Below are 18,904 nucleotides of genomic sequence, written 5' to 3' on the forward strand. Positions count from 1 at the left end.
TTTCCACTAGTTAATCAACTAGTTAATTTTCCTGAAAGATGTCGATAGGGGTGTTTTTAGCCTTTTCAACAAATGCTTTCCAGTCATTTTCCATAAATGTTTTCCACACTTCCATGGCTTCTGATGCGGCTTCTTTCGCTTGGTCAAACAGACGCTGTTCTGTCGGACCTGGTCTGCCATAAGAAGAACTTGCGTAGCTTCTTGGTGCAAATAGACGACTCATGGTAGTAGGGTAAAGATTACGGACGATGCCTTGTCCCTCACGTGTAGGCCCATAGAATGCCTCACGTGTTTTGTCTAGGCCTTTTTTCGTCTCATTGGCTAGTTTAATCAATTCCTTCACCTCAGCACTTTGATCACTTCCTGCATATGCTATCAGTTTGTCGATAGTGCTCTTCGCCTCATCCAATTGGCGGGTTGCTTTCATGACTTCTGCACCGAAGATTTCCACTTCCTTGATAAATGCCTCTCTAGCTCTCAAATCAGCAAGGTTTGCCTCAATTCTTGGATCTCCGTAGACTTTGATGGAAGTCTCAGAGCTTTCGCCTCCGTAGCTCATCACCAATTTGTAAGTGCCAGGGATAGCAGGACCACCGCTTGCCTCAAAGAAACCTCTGCGGCCTCCGCCTTGCCCACCTCTACCCATAGGGGTATCAGCGGCAGATTTTCTGTCCAAGTTCCAGATCAAACGATTGACACCCTGTTGAGGGATGGTTTTCAGTGTACGGATTTGCTCTCCTTCAGCATTGAAGATGGCAACTGTCACAGAGTCTAGTTTTTCTTTACCAGGATCGTTGATGATGAAGTGGATTCTTCCACCAAAGGCTCTGTTTTCTCCTGCGTATTTGGCGCTTGCGGCAAATCGCTCACCATGCGGCTGATGGATTTCAGCTTGATAAGCATCCGATGGTTGAATCGCAGTGATTTTTGCAGCCGGAGCTTTCCCTTGGTTGCTTGCATAAGCTCTCAAAGGGCGGATATCATCCAGTACATAGATAGAGCGACCAAAAGTACCGATCACCAAATCTGCCTCACGCTCCTGAATAACCATGTCGTAGGTAGAATTCGCTCGTGGATAGCCATGTCTCCATTGGTTCCAGGTTTTGGCATTGTCAAAGCTGACATATAATCCGTACTCTGTTCCCAAGAAAACCAAATTTGGTTCCACAGGGTCCTGTACGATAGACAAGGTATAGCCCCAAACTTTGGAGTCATCAGCAATGCGCTCGTAAGTGTTGCCATAGTTTTTGGTTCTATAAGCATAGGCAGAGAAATCATTGTTTCTGTAATCATTGGCCACGATCCATGCCTCTCCCGCATCATATTTGGATGCTTGGATCTGAGGAATCCAGCCTGCTTTAGGGAAGCCAGGCATTTTGGAAGATGTATTGGTCCATGTTTTGCCCCCATCACGGGTAACTTGCACATTGCCGTCATCTGTTCCCACCCAAATCACATTTGGGTCAATTGGGCTAGGAGCAATGGCCAGAATTGTAGTATGATTTTCCGCACCTGTGATATCAAATGTCAACCCGCCGGTTTCTTGCTGCTTTTGTTTTTCAGGATCATTGGTTGTCAAATCCGGTGAGATGATTTCCCATGTTTCTCCCCGATCCGTACTTTTATGCAAAAACTGGCTACCATAATAGATGGTCGCATCATCATGTGGGCATTGAGCTAAGGCAGCATTCCAGTTGAAGCGGAGGAATACATCTTTATCCGGATGTGTTGGACGGATGGTGCGCTTATGCCCGGTTTCTTTATCAAATCTAGCTAAATTACCTCCTTGCGACATGGAATATCCAAATCTGCTATTGGCGGGGTCGGAGACTACATCAAAGCCATCCCCAAACATAATCTCCTGCCAATAGGTATTGCGGATGCCATCTCTTCTCCAGACATAAGCAGGGCCTACCCAGCTTCCATTATCCTGCAATCCACCATAGATGTTGTAAGGAACTTCATTGTCTACGTTGACATGGTACCATTGACCTACCGGGATGTTTTCTGCGAAGTACCAGGTTTTGCCACCATCTCTGGTGATATTTAATCCACCATCGTTTCCATCGATCATCAATTTCGGATTGTGAGGATTGATGTACCAAGCGTGGTGATCTGGGTGTACACCTTCGTAAGTAAGTAATTGGGTGAAGCTTCTTCCTCCATCCTCACTCATCCCTACCCGTGAGTAGAGCGTGTAAATTCTATCCGCATTTTGTGGATCGGCATGGATTTCAAAATAGTAGAAGGGTCTGTCACCAATTTCCGGTTTGTCATTGACCATTCTGAAGTTATCTCCTCCGTCCAAAGAAACATACAAGGCATTTTTAGAAGATTCTACCAAGGCATAGACTTTATCAGAGTTAGCTTTGGAGATGGCTAAGCCCATTCTTCCCAATTCCCCTTTGGGAAGACCGTTTTTATCATCCAGCTTTTTCCAATTGTCTCCACCATCGATGGTTACATACAAGCCAGAAGAAGGACCTCCTGATTTGAAAAACCAAGGATAACGTCTGTGCTCCCACATATTGACAAAAATCTTATTAGGGTTGTTAGGATCCATGACCATTTCACCTACCCCTGTTTTCTTGTCTACATAGAGGATTTTTTTCCAGGTTTTACCACCGTCTGTGGTTTTGTAAACACCTCTTTCTTCTTGCTCACCCCAAGGAGAACCGATGGCACCTACAAATACAGTGTTTGGGTCATCTGGATGGATGATGATCCGATGGATGGCCATGGTTTTCTCCAAGCCCATCATTTCCCAAGTTTTTCCTGCATCTAGTGATCGGTAAACACCATAACCCAGGTTGAGGGAGTTTCGGGGATTGCCTTCGCCTGTACCTACCCAAATGATGCTTGGGTTTTTTTGGTGTACAGCGATTGCTCCGATGGAGTGTACGCGCTCCTCGTCGAAGATTGGCTCCCAGGTGATGCCTCCAGAGGTAGATTTCCAGATACCACCGGATGCGGCACCTGCATAGATGATTTCGGGTTGATCGTCCACTGCGGCAATGGCAGTGATCCTACCGCTCATACCGGCAGGGCCGATGCTGCGGGCTTTCATGACCGAAAATTGGCTCATGTCCACTTGTGCCTTCCCGTAGAATGGTGCAGTAAGCAGGAAGGCTAATAGGAGCATTCCCATCCATGAGTTTTTCATGATGTTGGTAAGTAGTTGTTTATTCATGCTGATTGGTTAATTTCTGTACATGAATTAAGTATTTTGAAAACTAATCCCATTCAATTTTCCCATAGAGGGAAAAAGGTATTGATAAATGGAGTAGGGGAGAGAGAAAAGACGCATATTTCATGAGAGGTTTGGGTGGTATGACTTTTTGCTTTATTTTTCAAAAAAAATTAAATCCTAAGAATATGATCAGAATCACAAAGCTAGCGACGCTGACGGTGCTCCTTGCTGGGTTTGTTTCCTTGCAAGTATGGGCTCAAGTGGAGCGTTGGCAGCAGAAAGCCGATTATGAAATGGCAGTGGACATGGATGTCACCACAAATACCTTCAAAGGGACCCAAAAGCTGCATTACACCAATAACTCCCCGGATACATTGACACGGGTATTTTATCATTTGTATTTCAATGCTTTTCAACCGAACAGCATGATGGATGTGAGAAGCCGTACCATTCCTGATCCTGATCGTAGAGTGGGAGATCGTATTTTCAATTTAAAGCCGGATGAGATAGGAATCTTAAAGACCAATTCCTTGACCATGAATGGGAAGCCGGTGAAGTTTCACCATGAGGAAACTATCTTAGAAGTAGACTTGGTAGAGCCGATTTTACCTAATTCGACGGTTGTTTTTGAAATGGAATTTGAAGGACAGGTTCCTTTGCAGGTCAGAAGATCCGGTAGGGATAGTGCTGAGGGTGTGCGCTTATCTATGGCTCAGTGGTATCCAAAAATGGCAGCTTACGATGTCAGAGGCTGGCATGCCAACCCTTACATAGGACGTGAGTTTTATGGAAATTTTGGCAACTTTGATGTGAAAATTACCATTGATAAAGACTATGTATTGGGTGGGACAGGTTATCTGCAAAATGCCAATGAAATCGGTCATGGGTATCAAGATGCTGGCGTGACAGTTGCAAAGCCAACTGGTAAAACCTTAACCTGGCATTTTGTGGCGCCGGATGTACATGACTTTATGTGGGCGGCTGATCCGAAATTTACACATGAAAAAGTGCAAATGGAGAATGGGCCTATGTTGCATTTCTTATATATCAAGTCAGATAAGACCGAGGAAAACTGGGAGAAACTGAAGGGTTATACCGCAGATGCGATGGCTTTTATGTCAGCGAATTTTGGAGAGTACCCTTACAAGCAGTTTTCTGTTATTCAAGGTGGAGATGGGGGAATGGAGTATCCTATGGCTACCTTGATCACCGGCCATAGAAATCTTCGCAGCTTGGTAGGTGTGACTGTGCACGAAATGATTCACATGTGGTACTATGGTGTCTTGGGCTTTAATGAATCTTCTGAGGCTTGGTTGGATGAAGGGTTCACCACTTGGGGTACAGATATCGTGATGGATGCCGTATTCCAAAAGGCCAATGGTTTTGTGGTAGATGGTAGCTATCGTTCGTATTTCCGATTGGCTGCATCGGGCAATGAAGAGCCTTTGACTACCCATGCGGATCATTATAATCTAAACTCAGCTTATGGCCCCGCGGTGTATAGCAAAGGAGCTGTATTTGTAGAACAAATGGCGTATGTCATCGGAAAAGAGAATTTTAATAAAGCAATGTTGCGCTTATGGAATGATTGGAAATTTAAGCATCCAACAGGCCATGATGTAATCCGGGTATTTGAGCGCGTAAGTGGCTTGGAGTTGGATTGGTATTATGATTATTTCATTGCTTCTACCAAAACCGTTGATTATGGTGTGAAAGCCGTGGAAGCACAAGGAGATCAAACCAAGATAACTTTGGAAAGAGTAGGCTATATGCCTATGCCATTGGATGTGGTGGTAACGTATGTGGATGGAAGTCAGGAGATGATTTATCTTCCTTTGGTCATTATGAGAGGTGAAAAGCCGGAGGAAGCTGGTATGCCAAAGCGTGTCATGACTGAAAAGTGGCCTTGGACGAATTATACCAAAGATGTGGTTTTAAATAAGCCGATTTCTCAAATTAAGAGTGTAGAAATTGATCCAAGCATGCGTTTGGCTGATGTCAATCGTAGTAATAATACCTTTGAAGTAAGCGTAGCAATGCCTCAGCGATAAGTTGCGTGATAACGTTATCACTAAATAACAATAAACCCAACCTGTAAGGGATTTAGACCCAGAGCAGGTTGGGTTTTGTTTTGGCCTCCAATAATCACTTTACTGGAGATTTTGAGCAAATAAAAAAGGTGACCGTTAGCCACCTTTTTTATTTTAATGTAAGAGTCAATTATTCACTTGCGTTTTTCATGTCCTGAACTTCCTTACGGATGTCCTGAGCCAAGGTCTTCAAGTCTTGCATACCTTTTCTAACTCTAGTTCCGGCAGCTTGATTTCCTTTGCTGTAGAATTTGTCGAAGTCGCCCTCAAGGCTCATGATAAGATCTTTTATTTCGCTAAATCTGCTCATAATAAAAGTTAATTTTTAAGGTTGATGATAAGTTTATTTTCGGTTGAATATAGCTAAAATGTTTCTAAAACAACACTCTTAGCGTTTTTTTTGCTGTTTTTTATTCGCCAAAGGACATTGCAAGCTCGGTTGTCTTGTAGTAACCGCTTACCAACTTGTCTTTTACGGCTTCAAATGCTGCGATTGTCTCGGCTACATCTTCCAAGGTATGTACCGCAGTTGGGATCAATCGAAGAATGATCATGCCTTTTGGTACAACTGGATAGATAACTACTGAACAGAAAATATTGTAGTTTTCTCTTAAGTCTTTGCTAAGCGTAGCTGCCTCACCCACAGTGCCATTCAATACTACTGGAGTTACTGGAGAATTGGATTTTCCTGTAGAGAATCCTTTTTCTCTTAAGCCATCACCTAGGGCATTGACGATTTTCCAAAGGTTATCTTTCAATTCATGTTGGCTTTTCAACATATCCAAACGCTTCAACGCACCTTCTACCAATAACATAGGAAGGGATTTGGCGAATATTTGAGAACGCATATTGTATTTTAAGAAACGGATCACATCAGCATCACCTGCGATGAATGCACCGATAGAAGCCATAGACTTGGCAAAAGTAGAGAAATACAAATCGATTTCATCCTGTACACCTTGCTCTTCTCCTGTACCTGCACCGGTTTTACCCATGGTGCCGAACCCATGCGCATCATCCACCAATAATCTGAAATCATATTTCTTTTTCAATTCAACGATTTCTTTCAGCTTGCCTTGGTCTCCTGTCATACCAAATACACCTTCAGTGATCACAAGAATACCACCGCCAGTTTCTTCTGCAAGTTTGGTGGCACGCTGCAATTGTTTTTCGCAATTCTCAATATCATTGTGTGGGAAAACAAAACGCTTACCTAAGTGCATGCGAAGGGCATCGATGATACAGGCATGACATTCGGAGTCATATACGACTACGTCTTTTCTATCCAATACAGAGTCGATTACCGAAAGGATTCCCTGATAACCATAATTGAGTAAGTAAGAACTTTCTTTTCCTACAAACTCTGCCAACTCTCTTTCCAACTGCTCGTGCAAATCTGTCTGTCCAGACATCATTCTGGCTCCCATAGGATATGCAGCACCCCATTTGGCAGCAGCATCTGCATCAGCTTTTCTGATTTCAGGGTGATTGGCAAGACCGAGGTAATTGTTTAAGCTCCAGGTCAATACTTCTTTTCCTTTAAATTTCATGCGGGGAGCGATCTCTCCTTCCAATTTTGGAAAAGCAAAGTAGCCTTCTGCCAATTCAGAATGTTTGCCCAATGGGCCCAAATTCGTTTTCAGTTTTGCAAATAGATCCAAGGTATTTTGATTTTAGATGATTACAGATTCAAATTCCCTGTGTAGAGGGAAAAAACCGCTCAAAAGTAATACAATAAGTTTAGCCATGCAAAAATACCGCTGGTATTTCATGCGGCTGGTTTTTACAATTATTCTTTTGCATATATGTCGATTAGCAGGAAAGGAGCCTTTCTAGGGATGGATAGTTTTAGATAATGCCGATTATTTATTTACTTCGCAAGAAATGATTTTTGTAAGCGGAAAAAATCCTCCATATGAATAAAATTAAAAAACTCTTAGTAGCCAATCGGGGTGAGATTGCCCTTCGTGTGATGCGTACGGCCAAGGAAATGGGCATTCAGACTGTTGCTGTTTATTCTGAAGCAGATACTCATTCCCCTCATGTGAAATTTGCAGATGAGGCGGTGTGTCTCGGACCTCCTCCTTCCAATCAATCCTATTTATTGGCAGATAAAATCATTGAGGTTTGTCTAGAGTTAGGTGTGGATGCTGTACACCCTGGATATGGATTTTTATCTGAGAATGCAAATTTTGCACGGAAAGTGACGGATGCAGGGATCATTTTTGTAGGTCCGTCTCCTCAAGCCATTGAAGTCATGGGGAGTAAGCTGGCAGCCAAGCATGCAGTATCCGCTTATGGAATACCAATGGTACCTGGTACAGAGGATGCTATCGCTGATATTCCTGCGGCAAAGGTAAAAGCAGCCGAAATCGGTTATCCGATTTTGATCAAAGCTTCTGCTGGCGGAGGAGGTAAAGGGATGCGAATAGTCGAGCATGAGGAGGAATTTGAAGAGCAGATGAACCGTGCGATTTCGGAGGCCCAATCGGCTTTCGGAGATGGAGCGGTTTTCATCGAAAAATACATTACATCCCCTAGACATATAGAAATTCAGGTGTTGGGGGATTTGCATGGAAATATTGTGTATTTATTTGAGCGGGAATGTTCTGTGCAGCGAAGGCATCAAAGGGTGATTGAAGAAGCTCCTTCGGCTGTTGTGTCCCCTGAAATGCGAAAAGCTATGGGAGAAGCAGCGGTGAAGGTGGCACAGGCATGTAATTATCATGGAGCTGGAACTGTGGAGTTTATCGTCGATGAGCAACTTAATTTCTATTTTCTGGAAATGAATACCCGCTTACAGGTAGAGCATCCCGTAACAGAAATGATTACAGGAAAGGATTTGGTGAGAGAGCAATTGCTTATCGCGGAGGGTAATCCTCTGCCGTTCAAGCAAGAGGATTTGCGCATCAATGGGCACTCCTTAGAAGTGAGGGTATATGCAGAAGATCCTCGCAATAATTTCTTGCCTGATATTGGAAGATTGCAGACGTATATTCGACCAACAGGAGCAGGTGTACGTGTGGATGATGGATTTGAGCAGGGGATGGATATTCCTATTTACTATGATCCGATGATTGCCAAGTTGATTGTGCATGATGTGGATAGGGAAGCTGCTATCCAAAAGATGATCAAGGCTATAGACGAGTATTACATTACGGGAATTGAGACTACCCTCAGCTTCTGCCGTTTTGTGTTGGGCCACGAGGCCTTCAAGAGCGGTCAGTTTGATACCAAGTTTGTAGAAAAATACTTCACTCCTGATAAGCTTGATATCCAATGGTCTGCTGAGGAATTGAAACTTTTGGCAGCATTGGGAGTTGAATTGTACGACAGACATAAAAACAGGCTGCAACTCAAGAGTGATGCAGGCATAACCCGAACGAAGTGGAAAAACAGGCTGATCTAATGGCTGAATTATTACCGATTAAAGGCTGGAGATATCATGAGAGACTCAGAGACCAACTGGAGCAGTTGGTCTCTCCTCTTTTTGACGTAGTCTCCGATAAGCAACGCAAAGCGCTCTATCAACAAACTTACAACAGCATACATGTTACTGTGCCCTTGGGAGAGCAACCGGCCCGTCTGGCTGCTGCTACATTGGAGCGTTGGAAGGAGGAAGGTGTCATTTCTCAGGATCCTATTCCTGGAATCTATGTGTATTACCAATATTTCAAATTTCCCGGTCAGGAGGAAGAGTCCTGCCGCAAGGGTTTCATAGCACAGATAAAGGCTTATGATTGGGATGAGGGTGTTGTGCTCAGGCATGAAAATACGATTGCCAAATCCGTCAACGATCGCATCGAATTACTGGAGCAAAGTCAATTTCAAAGCAGTGCAACCCATGGCTTGTATGAGGATCCACTGCATTTGTTGGAGCCCTTGATGGATGAGGCTATTCAGAATCCTATAGTGGACTTGGAAGATTATCAGGGGGTGCGGGAAGTATTGGCGGTGATTCATGATGTGCCGACTATCAAGCGCTTTTTGGAAGTGCTTGGGGATAAATCGATTATTTTGGCAGATGGGCATCATCGCTACGAAGGGGCTATTCAGTACCGAAAAGCGCAAGCTCAGGCCAATCCCGAACATCAAGGAAACGAGGCCTACAATTATCATATGATGTATTTTACCAATGCCTTGTCCAAAGATTTGCGCATTCTCCCCACTCATCGCTTGGTGGATGTGCCAAACTTGGATAAGGAAGCGCTTTTGGAAAGGGCTTCGGAGTTTTTTTATGTACGGGAACTCGATGATGAAGAAGAGATCTACGAACTTATTTTGCAGAAGAAATGGGCTTTTGGGTTGGTTTTTCAGGGGGATGCGTACAAAATCAAACTGAAAGAATCGGCTTACCAAGCATGGGAGAGCGATTTCCCAGAGACTATCAAGGGCTTGGATCTGGTGGTGTTGCATTATTTCTTTATAGAGAAAGTGCTGGGGATGCCTTATGCTGAACAGCGCTTTTCGGAGCAAATTCAGTATGAGCGGAATTTGCATAAGTGTTTGGCTTCCGTAGCGCAAGGACAGGCTTCCTTGGCTTTGATTACCAAGGATGTGCCTATGAAGCAGGTGCTAGAGGTATGTAAAAGTGGTTATACCATGCCACAAAAATCCACCTATTTTTATCCCAAAACCTTATCCGGATTGCTCTTTGCATCCGTTAGACAGGAAGAGTTTCAATTTCCCTACGAGGCATATAACACATGATAGATTTAGGAGGTAAAAAAGTAGTATTGGCATCCCAATCTCCGAGAAGGAAGGAGTTGTTGGGGAATTTGGATATTCCATTTGAGGTTCGTGTCAAGGATACGGATGAGTCATTTCCATCGGAGTTGCCGGTGGAGGATGTGGCGTATTTTTTGGCTAAGAAAAAAGCTTCTGCATTTTTGGAGGAGTTGGAGGAAGATACTTTATTGATTGCTGCGGACACGGTCGTGATCGTGCGGGGAAAGGTGTTGAATAAACCGGGAAGTCGTGAAGAGGCCTTGGAAATGCTGAAGCTTTTGTCAGGGACTACCCATCAGGTATGTACGGGAGTTGCCTTTGCTTACCAAGGGAAGGTGTATGCCGATATCGATACTGCACAGGTTTCCTTTCGGAAATTGGAACAAGTGGAGATGGAGTACTATGTGGATCGCTATCGCCCCTATGATAAGGCCGGGGCTTATGGAATTCAAGAATGGATAGGGTATGTGGGGATTGAGAAGCTGGAGGGGTCATTTTATTCGGTGATGGGTTTGCCGGTGCATTTGGTGTATGGGTGGATAAGACGATTGGGTGTCTCTCACAGATAAAGGAGATTTAGCAGATTTAGAACTCGCAGATAGAGGAGATTGGGCAGATTTGACACGGATTTTTTAATTGATAGAGGGATAGTTTTTTATGGTTGATTTTGGATGTTACATGTGTTGAGATCTATGTTTTTCTTTGTTTCTTAGGGTCTTAGTGGTTTTTTAAAATAAACGTTTAAGTTTGGATTGGGGCTTTTATTTGGGGGGTGAGGGGGTTATTTTTAGGATTGGGAAGTTTAATTGTTTGAGATGCTATGGAAAAAAGACCCCTTACATTGGAGATAGTTGGCAGAAAGTTGCTGTTAAAAATTCCAAAAAATGATCAGGACATACAGTTTATCCGGTCGATCCAGTATGCTCGATGGAATAAAGATGCTTTTTTATGGGAGATTCCCCATTATCCGGGCAATTTAGAGAAGCTGAAGGGGTATTTTGGAGAGCGGTTGACAAGTATCACAGAGCGTCCAGTCATAGAAGTTCCACAGAAAGATGAGACAGTCTTATTGGAGAAAAATCAAGTATTGATGATTAAGACAGCGAAAGCGCGGCTCCGCTTATATTTTGGATTTCATGCTGAGTTGATGAAAGTAGTTAAGAGCTTTCCGTACTATCAGTGGGATAGCAAGAACAAGTCGTGGAGTATTCCTTATTCAGAACAGTTTTTGGAGGAATTAAAAAGGAAAATAGAAGAGTTGGGTTTTTTCTTGGTTTACAAAGAAGAAGCAGCACCTGACAAGGTTCAGCGCAAGTCATGTGCTGAGATACCTAATTACCGTAAGTGTCCGGAGGAATATATTCATAAGTTGGAGGAGCGGAGGTATAGTGAAGGTACCATCAAAGCATACGTTCCATTATTTGAAGAGTTTTTGAACTATTTTGTTCAAATCCCTCTGGAAGAATTAGGTGAAAAGGAAGTTATGGATTTTTCGAGGTATTTGGTCAATGAGAGAAAAGTCTCAAGTTCGTACCAAAACCAAGCCATCAATGCTATAAAATTTTACTTTGAAAAGGTTAGAGGAGGGGAAAGGAAATATTACCATGTTGACAGACCGATTAGGGAAAAAATATTACCGGTAGTATTAAGTGAAGAAGAAATTTCAGCCATCCTAAAGTCAATCAAAAACATCAAGCATAAGGCAATTTTAATAACCATTTATTCAGCAGGTTTGCGGATTAGTGAATTGATAAATTTAAAGATAACAGATATAGATTCTCAACGAATGCAAATAAGGGTAGAGCAAGCAAAGGGTAAAAAGGATAGATATACGCTATTGTTAAAAAAAACGCTTGAAATTTTGCGTGTGTATATTAAGAATGAGAGACCACATTTTTATCTATTTGAAGGGCCAGGAAGTTCAGGGGATCAGCCGGTTAAATATTCTTCCACAAGTATTTCTGCCATTCTAAAAACTGCTTTAAAGAATTCGAAAATTGCTAAGAAAGCCACTGTTCATACTTTGCGTCATTCGTTTGCAACCCATTTGTTGGAAAGAGGAACAGATTTGAGATATATTCAAAGTTTATTGGGTCATGAAAGTCCGAAAACCACACAAATTTACACTCATGTAACAACGAAGGGGTTTGAGCAAATAATTAGTCCTCTAGATAACCTAGATATTTAATTTTTGAATATATTTAAAAAGTTATTTCCACTATAATAGAGGAAAGCGTCCTGAATTAGAATGCTTTCCTCTATAAAGGAAAGCAAAACGTTGTGCTCAATATAAAGAAAACATAAAATGGAAAATAAAGAAATAAAGATTTGGAAAGGAATTGAATTCAATGACAATTGGTCAAGTTCTGACACATCAAAGTTTGATGACCTTGCTCCAAGTTGGTATAAAAAAAGAAAGGAATTTGAGGAGGGCGAAAGTGGATATCAGGAATTTCTCGACAGACTAAAAAGACAACATGCAATTGAAACAGGAATAGTTGAAAAATTGTATGACCTTTCTGAAGGAATAACACAGACATTAATCAAAGAAGGGTTTGTTGAATCATATATAAGTCATAACGATACCAATATCCCGCCAAAAAAATTAATGCAATATTTGCATGACCATTTTGAAGCGATGGATTTCATTTTTGATTTGGTCAAATCCGAACGTCCATTAACAGTTGGCTTTATCAAAGAACTTCATCATCTAGTTACTCAACACCAAGACTATACTGAAGCAATAAATACTTTAGGTGAAATTGTTCAGGTGAGATTACTTAAGGGGCAATTCAAAACGCATGAAAATAACCCAAAGCGTGATGATGGGCAAGTTTTTATTTATTGTCCTCCTATTCATGTGGATAGCGAAATGGACAAACTTATTGAAATCTATGAAGAACAGTCAGCAAAAGAACTTAACCCAATTATTTTAGCTGCTTGGGTTCACCATGTATTTACCCAAATACATCCCTTTCAAGATGGAAATGGTCGAATTGCTAGGTTACTAGCAAGTCTTATTCTGATTAAGAATGGACTTTTACCTTTTACAGTAAAAAGAGAAGATAAGCCAGCTTACATTAAATCACTTGAGTTAGCTGATTCGAATGAACCTCAGCAATTAGTTTCTTTCTTTTCAATAGAACAAAAGAAAAGCATTGAAAATGCTCTAAACTTTAAGACTGAAAAAACTTTTAACAGTTTAGCGGATTTAGCCAATATGTTCAACGAAAAAGTTGACAAAGCAACATCAAAGAAAAGGCAACAAAGAGAAAAAGACCTTGCATCGAATAGAAATAAAGTATTTGACTTTATATACGAAATTCTTGGAGGGGTTAAAGAAGAACTTAGACAGCTTATTCCAGAGGATAAAGCCAGAACAGGGGTTTCCAGCGTGAAACCAGACCAAGACAAATACTATTGGCATACTCACCAAATTACTGAGTATGCTTCAGCACATAATTATTTCTTTAATCGGCAACTACCGCGTGGGTGGTTTGGGATTCATTTTAACCTTCCTACTGAAAGTAGTTACAACTTGATTATTACTGTTCACCATTACGGGTATGAAGATGATGTAATTGCAGTTGGGGCGTTTATGGAGTTTACAGAAAAGATTAAGGAAGCAGAAGATAAAAAATTAATCCCAATTAATATAGCACCGTTTACAGTTTCACTTGAAAAACTAGGAGAAAGAACAAAGGAAAATCTGAATGCATATATTCATGACATTTTAAAGGTTGGATTAACTATTATAATCAATGAAATAAACTAAAATACTGAGCACAACAGCACCTAAGAAAACATGGGGCGACCTGTGGTAAAGGAAAGGTTTGTTCTCAGTAGTAACTTTCTTTTCTGTGAACAGGTAATCGCTCCGAAATGCCCCACGTTTCTTAGCTGCGGCACGTCAGGCTGTGAAAAAACTTTCAGTTTTTTGAAAAAACCGCATTTCTGAGGCGTATAAGGGGTTCGTAGAGAGGTAATCTTGAACCTGAGTCAATATTAAGTTTAATTCGTTAGTTTTAGAGATTAGAGTTTTAAAGGCCAATAGGGCCTTGAATAGACCAAAAAGGCTTGATTTTAAGGCCAAAGAAACCCTTTTGTAGTCGGGTTTCCAGTTTTGGATTAGTTGTAAGAGCTCAGGTATTCCGAGGATGTTAATGGTTCGTTTGAGGTTGTAGACTGTCATGATGAGTGCAAACTCACCGTTTACTTTTTCCAATCCCCGGAGGTCAGTAAAATTAAATCCCCATTTTCTTTTGGCAGTTCCGTAGATGTGTTCGATTATCATCTGCCTTCTTTTGTAGAGTTCTTTGTTCGCTTGGAGGTTTTTGAGGTTTTCTTCAACTGCGTCTGCATATTCACTTCTCTCAATTTACTCATGAGTTGTTTATTTTTAATTGTATTCGTGATTCGCTTCGCTTAATTCCCTACCTCCGTCTTTTCTTCCTGTACAGAGATGTTTGACCGGGCATGTTTTACAATCTGGGGTTCTGTATTTTTTGAACAGGTGATGGTCTCTTTCTCTGGTTTTTTTGTGCCATGTTCCTGTGGATGTAAGTGTACTACCTTGCGGACAGGTGTAGGTATCGTTGTCTGGATTATAGGTGAATTTGGTAACGAGGTACTCTTCTGTTGTTCCAAATTTATTGGAGTTGACTATTTCACTGGGGGCTACAATGGTCTGGATTCCGTTGTTCTGGCAATCCTGTAATTCTCTTCCGTTGTGATATCCTTTGTCTGCGAGAACAGTGAAACCATCCGAATGGAGGTTTTCCTTGGCTTCGGAAGCGATGTCATGGAGGGCGTTTCTATCGTTTTTGTTAATGACATGTGTAGCTACGACGAGTTTGTGTTTGTCATCGACTGCTGCCTGCACATTATATGAGACCTCAACGACCTGTCCTTGTACGAGCAGTGCCCTGGCATCGGGATCTGTGGTGCTTAGTTGGGTATCCCCGCTTTGTTTGAGCTGTTCCTGAAGAAGCTCGTAATTGATTTTGTTGTTTTTGAAGTAGTCGATTTTTTGTTCGAGGAGCTGTATAGTTTGTTCGGATAGTTCTAGACTGTTAGCTTGGTCTAGTTGTAGGAGGTATTCTTCGAGTTTTTGTTCGATATAGTTGAGATGCCTGTCTATTTTATTTTGGCTGTAGTTGTTTTTCTTGCTGTTGGAAGCTCTGAATTTACTACCATCGACTGCAATGGTTTTGCCGCCTATGAGACCTGCTTCCTGCAGGAAAGTTGTGTAGAGTTTGAAGCAGTTTTTGAGAGCTTTGGGATTGTTTTTACGGAAGTCTGCGATGGTATGGTAGTTGGGAGCAAGGCCATTGATGAGCCATCTGACTTCAATATTTCGAAGGCATTCTTTTTCAAGTCTTCTGCTGCTTCGGATACCATTGAAATACCCGTAAAAGTAGAGTTTGAGAAGAATTTTAGGTTCAAAAGAAGGTCTTCCGTCGAGATAGGGATTATGCTTTTTGGACTGTGCTTCTTCATCGGTAGGTTTGTAACTAAACCCCAGGAGTTCCAGGTCAAGCTTATCAATAAAGGCATCGATTACTCTGACGGGATTGTCATTGGGAATGGCATCTTCCAAACAGGAGAAGGTCAATTGAAACCGGTCTATTCCTTGGATATGGTGCATGGAAATTTGTTAGTGGTCATCAATATAAATAAAACTAAATTTACTAATTTTAGAGGAAATGAAAAACCGTTGAACTAAGAAAAATGAGGGGCTTTTTTCACGGTCTGACGTTAGTAGCAAGGCGTAACAAACCAACAGCAAGAAAAGTAATCTACTGAAAAAAATGACTTTTTTCGTATCATAATCAAATCTAAACGTATCAAATCGTATCGCTTTTCATTTGCAGTTTCGAATCACAATCGTATCTTTGCGTATCAAATCGTATCGAAATGAACAACGGAGTATATAATTTTAAATTGAATATTGACTGGAATCTAATTAACTTAATCAGTGAAATAGACCGTTTTGATGCAAATTGGACAGCTATTGAACGTAAAGAAGGACAAAGTCTCAAAGAATTGAAGAGCATTGCAACCGTTCGAAGCGTAGGGGCTTCAAACCGTATTGAAGGCAACAAGATGAGTGATGAAGAAGTTGATGTACTACTTCAAGAAATTGACATTACCAAGCTTACTGACAGAGATTCTCAGGAAGTAGTCGGATATTTTGAAGTATTGGATTTGATTTCGGAATCTTATGAAAGCATCAGTGTTACAGAAAACCACATCAAAAGTTTACACAATAGTTTGATGAAATACAGTGCCAAAGACCAATGGCATAAGGGCAATTATAAGATGCATAGTAACGCAGTTGAAGCATCATTTCCTGACGGCACAAGACAAATCATTTTCCAAACCACTGAAGCGGGATTTGCTACCGAAGATGCCATAAGGCAGTTAATAAATTGGTATAATTCAGAAACGGAAGTACACACGTTAATCAAAGTGGCATCTTTTATATATGATTTCCTGAGCGTTCACCCTTTTCAAGACGGAAACGGAAGGATAAGCCGTTTGATTTCAACGCTTTTGCTACTCAAAAACGGATATAAATGGATACAATACGTGAGTTTTGAGCACGAAATAGAAAATCGAAAAAACGAATATTACCAAGTGCTTAGAAGTTGTCAGGCTCAACGCCCAAACGAAGATGTAACAGATTGGATAATGTTCTTTTTGAATTGCCTGTCAAATATACAATCGCAACTAATGATAAAACTGCAAAAAAGCGGTTTGGAAACACAACTTTCATCCAAAGAAAAATCAATTTATTCTATTATTCAAAACCGTCCGAACATCCAGTCAGGAGAAATTTCAGAAAAGTTGGGGATACCAGCACCAACTGTAAAAAGAATTTTGTCAGAGTTGCTCAAAAAAGGACTTATTGAAAAGCAAGGAAAGGGACGAAATGTAAGTTACACGATAAAATAACAATAAAATTTAACAAAACAAATGGCTATACAAGAATTGAAAACGCCCAGCTACTAACATATAAGGGCTAAACCGAAGTGAAGCGCAGTGGAATTTCGGAATTAGCCCCTGTTGACAGAAGCGTAGCGGGGTTGAGCGGAGATCTAGCTATGGGGATTAAAAGTTTGGAGTGGTTCCTGATGGTTAAAAAATCTGGTTTCTTATAGGAGGTTTTGATAGTAGTAATTGACTGCTATCTATTATTTTGAGCTTTTTGCTAAGTTGTTTACTGTTTTTTCAGCGTCTGAATGTCTTTTATCCAATGGTTTTCCTTTGCTCTCATGAGCTGTTTTTTAGGTTTTTGCATGTGTTTTGAGTTTATTGTTAATGGTTGGCGGAGGTGCGTTTGCAGCGAAGTATAAGATGGTGATGAGTGTTCCCTTGTGGCAGCAGGGGCAGATGGTGATGTTGCACTCTTCTTGGAAATAGAGTGGGTCTCCATGTTTTTCTTTTTGAACACCTGTTGAGTTGATGCCCTGTTCTTGCTGGAAAGCTCTGAGTTCTTCTTTGTTTCGTCGGGATAGAAAACCATAGTGCCGGATTTTGACAAACATTGGAGGTAGAATATGTAAGCAAAACCGTCTGAGGAACTCAGATGCGTGGAGTGTCATGATTTTGGTGATGGCCCCGTGAGCGTAGTCTTTGTAGGAGAAGGATACTTTTCCGTTGTCGGTGGATTTTATCCGGTGGTTAGAGATGGCTACGCGATGGGTGTACCTGCCGAGGTATTCGACAACAGCTGCGGGGTTTTGGAAAGGACGCTTGGCGTAGACAACCCAGTTTTTGGAATAGAGGGTTTTTCTGAGTTGTGGAGTGATTGGAAGTTCAGCCTGTTTGGCAAAGCGTAGGAATTCCTGAAGGAACTTTCCCCGGTATACGGTAGCCATGGCTTTGATAGGGAATAGGAAATCTCCGTTGGATGCACATGTTTTCCATAGCAAAGGCGAGGAGGAAGCGGTGTTTGAGGAGTCTTGGGGCAGCAAAGATGTCCTTGCATTCCTGTTTGGAGAGGACTGTTGGGAGCGTTTGGGTATGTTTGATGGAGGGCATATGAAGTGCCTGATCGTTGAGACCGAAGAGTCTGTACCAGTACCTCAGGCCAAAGACGGTCTGTTTGAAGAAGCTGATGGAGAGGTTATCATGGACGGTAAGGCGATAGAGGTATGAGTTGACCTGATCGATGGGTACTTCATGTGGTAGTTTACCGAAGTGAAGTGCCATATGGGCGATGTTCCGTCCGTAGTTGCTGGCCATGCTTTTGGAGCATTGGTCGAGAACCATTCGTTCTTCGAACCGGGAGAATGCCTGTTTGAATCCCGGCACGACGACCTTAGCTTTTTGTACGGTAGTCGTGTAATTTTCTTTTTTGAAAGTCATGATAATTGAATCTGGGTATACTGATGTATACGAAAAATCAGCTATCTTAGGGAAGGAAATGGAATGGCAAAGCTAGCGAAGCTTTTGTTCAACAGGCGTTTGGCTCAATGGCGGGTGACGTGGTTAATTGAACATTCTACCTCGCATCAACTTTTGTGGTGTATTGACAGTTTTGTACTCCGAAATCCGCCACTGCGCCAAGCGCCAAACCGTTATGCATCAGCATTAAAAAACTCACGAACAAAATTAGTTTCCTAAAAAAGAAACTTTTATATTTGAAGTTCTAAAGAGAACTTGAATGGATAATTATAAATTCAGGGTAGAATTTTTGGAAGATGCAAAGCAATTCCTTGATGAACTTGACGAGAAGGCAAGGGAGAAAATTTTTTACAATATTTGGAAGGCCAGCATTACGAAAGACCGAGAACTTTTTAAAAAACTTCAGGATGAAGTTTGGGAGTTTAGAACCAAGTTCAGTAAAACGTATTATCGGCTATTTGCTTTTTGGGATAAAACAGCCAAG

Annotated in this window: 12 protein-coding genes and 2 pseudogenes; 9 read left to right on the forward strand and 5 right to left on the reverse strand. The window is 41.5% G+C overall.

The features are described from left to right. Window positions 1-22: 22 nt before the first annotated feature. Entirely contained in the window at window positions 23-3,148 is a 3,126-nt protein-coding gene (locus IE080_RS02770) for a WD40/YVTN/BNR-like repeat-containing protein (protein ID WP_229800469.1), read from the reverse strand. A 227-nt stretch (window positions 3,149-3,375) separates the two neighbouring features. Between IE080_RS02770 and IE080_RS02775 the strand changes: the two genes are divergently transcribed. Next, window positions 3,376-5,241 carry a M1 family metallopeptidase gene (locus tag IE080_RS02775; protein WP_189578909.1) on the forward strand — a complete coding sequence of 622 codons (1,866 nt, stop codon included), beginning with the start codon at window positions 3,376-3,378 and terminating at the stop codon, window positions 5,239-5,241. 169 nt (window positions 5,242-5,410) lie between these two features. Here IE080_RS02775 and IE080_RS02780 read toward each other — a convergent pair whose 3' ends face one another. Together IE080_RS02780 and IE080_RS02785 are read right to left on the reverse strand one after the other, a co-directional pair. Next, window positions 5,411-5,590 carry a BF3379 family histone-like protein gene (locus IE080_RS02780; protein WP_189578910.1) on the reverse strand — a complete coding sequence of 60 codons (180 nt, stop codon included), beginning with the start codon at window positions 5,588-5,590 and terminating at the stop codon, window positions 5,411-5,413. Window positions 5,591-5,690: 100 nt separating this feature from the next. Then, entirely contained in the window at window positions 5,691-6,941 is a 1,251-nt protein-coding gene (locus tag IE080_RS02785) for an aminotransferase class I/II-fold pyridoxal phosphate-dependent enzyme (protein ID WP_189578911.1), read from the reverse strand. Between the two features lie 254 nt (window positions 6,942-7,195). Here IE080_RS02785 and IE080_RS02790 point away from each other — a divergent pair, with 254 nt between their 5' ends. The 5 genes from IE080_RS02790 (at window position 7,196) to IE080_RS02810 (ending at window position 13,783) form a co-directional block, all read left to right on the forward strand. Next, window positions 7,196-8,689 carry an acetyl-CoA carboxylase biotin carboxylase subunit gene (locus IE080_RS02790; RefSeq protein WP_189578912.1) on the forward strand — a complete coding sequence of 498 codons (1,494 nt, stop codon included), beginning with the start codon at window positions 7,196-7,198 and terminating at the stop codon, window positions 8,687-8,689. Then, window positions 8,689-9,990 carry a DUF1015 domain-containing protein gene (locus tag IE080_RS02795; RefSeq protein ID WP_189578913.1) on the forward strand — a complete coding sequence of 434 codons (1,302 nt, stop codon included), beginning with the start codon at window positions 8,689-8,691 and terminating at the stop codon, window positions 9,988-9,990. The genes IE080_RS02790 and IE080_RS02795 overlap by 1 nt, the downstream gene beginning before the upstream one ends. Then, on the forward strand, window positions 9,987-10,577 hold the full coding sequence (locus IE080_RS02800; RefSeq protein WP_189578914.1) for a Maf family nucleotide pyrophosphatase: 591 nt from the start codon (window positions 9,987-9,989) through the stop codon (window positions 10,575-10,577). The genes IE080_RS02795 and IE080_RS02800 overlap by 4 nt, the downstream gene beginning before the upstream one ends. A gap of 251 nt (window positions 10,578-10,828) precedes the next feature. Then, window positions 10,829-12,196 (forward strand): tyrosine-type recombinase/integrase, encoded by a 1,368-nt coding sequence (locus IE080_RS02805; RefSeq protein WP_189578915.1) that lies wholly within the window; start codon window positions 10,829-10,831, stop codon window positions 12,194-12,196. Window positions 12,197-12,313: 117 nt separating this feature from the next. Beyond that, window positions 12,314-13,783, forward strand: a complete 1,470-nt coding sequence (locus tag IE080_RS02810) for a Fic family protein (protein ID WP_189578916.1) — start codon at window positions 12,314-12,316, stop codon at window positions 13,781-13,783. A gap of 135 nt (window positions 13,784-13,918) precedes the next feature. Here the strand turns inward: IE080_RS02810 and IE080_RS02815 are convergent. Further along, window positions 13,919-15,655: pseudogene (locus IE080_RS02815) on the reverse strand (IS1182 family transposase). Between the two features lie 269 nt (window positions 15,656-15,924). Between IE080_RS02815 and IE080_RS02820 the strand changes: the two are divergent. Then, window positions 15,925-16,965 carry a Fic family protein gene (locus IE080_RS02820; RefSeq protein WP_189578917.1) on the forward strand — a complete coding sequence of 347 codons (1,041 nt, stop codon included), beginning with the start codon at window positions 15,925-15,927 and terminating at the stop codon, window positions 16,963-16,965. A 332-nt stretch (window positions 16,966-17,297) separates the two neighbouring features. On the opposite strand, the pseudogene IE080_RS02825 reads toward IE080_RS02820, so the two are convergent. Further along, window positions 17,298-17,939 (reverse strand): annotated as a pseudogene (locus IE080_RS02825) (IS91 family transposase); the annotation flags it as partial. Between IE080_RS02825 and IE080_RS02830 the strand changes: the two are divergent. Further along, window positions 17,890-18,171, forward strand: a complete 282-nt coding sequence (locus tag IE080_RS02830) for a hypothetical protein (RefSeq protein WP_189578936.1) — start codon at window positions 17,890-17,892, stop codon at window positions 18,169-18,171. The pseudogene IE080_RS02825 and the gene IE080_RS02830 overlap by 50 nt on opposite strands. Before the next feature lie 508 nt (window positions 18,172-18,679). Then, a partial coding sequence (locus IE080_RS02835) for a type II toxin-antitoxin system RelE/ParE family toxin (protein ID WP_189578919.1) occupies window positions 18,680-18,904 on the forward strand: 225 nt, incomplete at its 3' end.

The sequence above is a fragment of the Mongoliitalea lutea genome (genome assembly GCF_014652135.1).
Lineage (GTDB): Bacteria > Bacteroidota > Bacteroidia > Cytophagales > Cyclobacteriaceae > Mongoliitalea > Mongoliitalea lutea.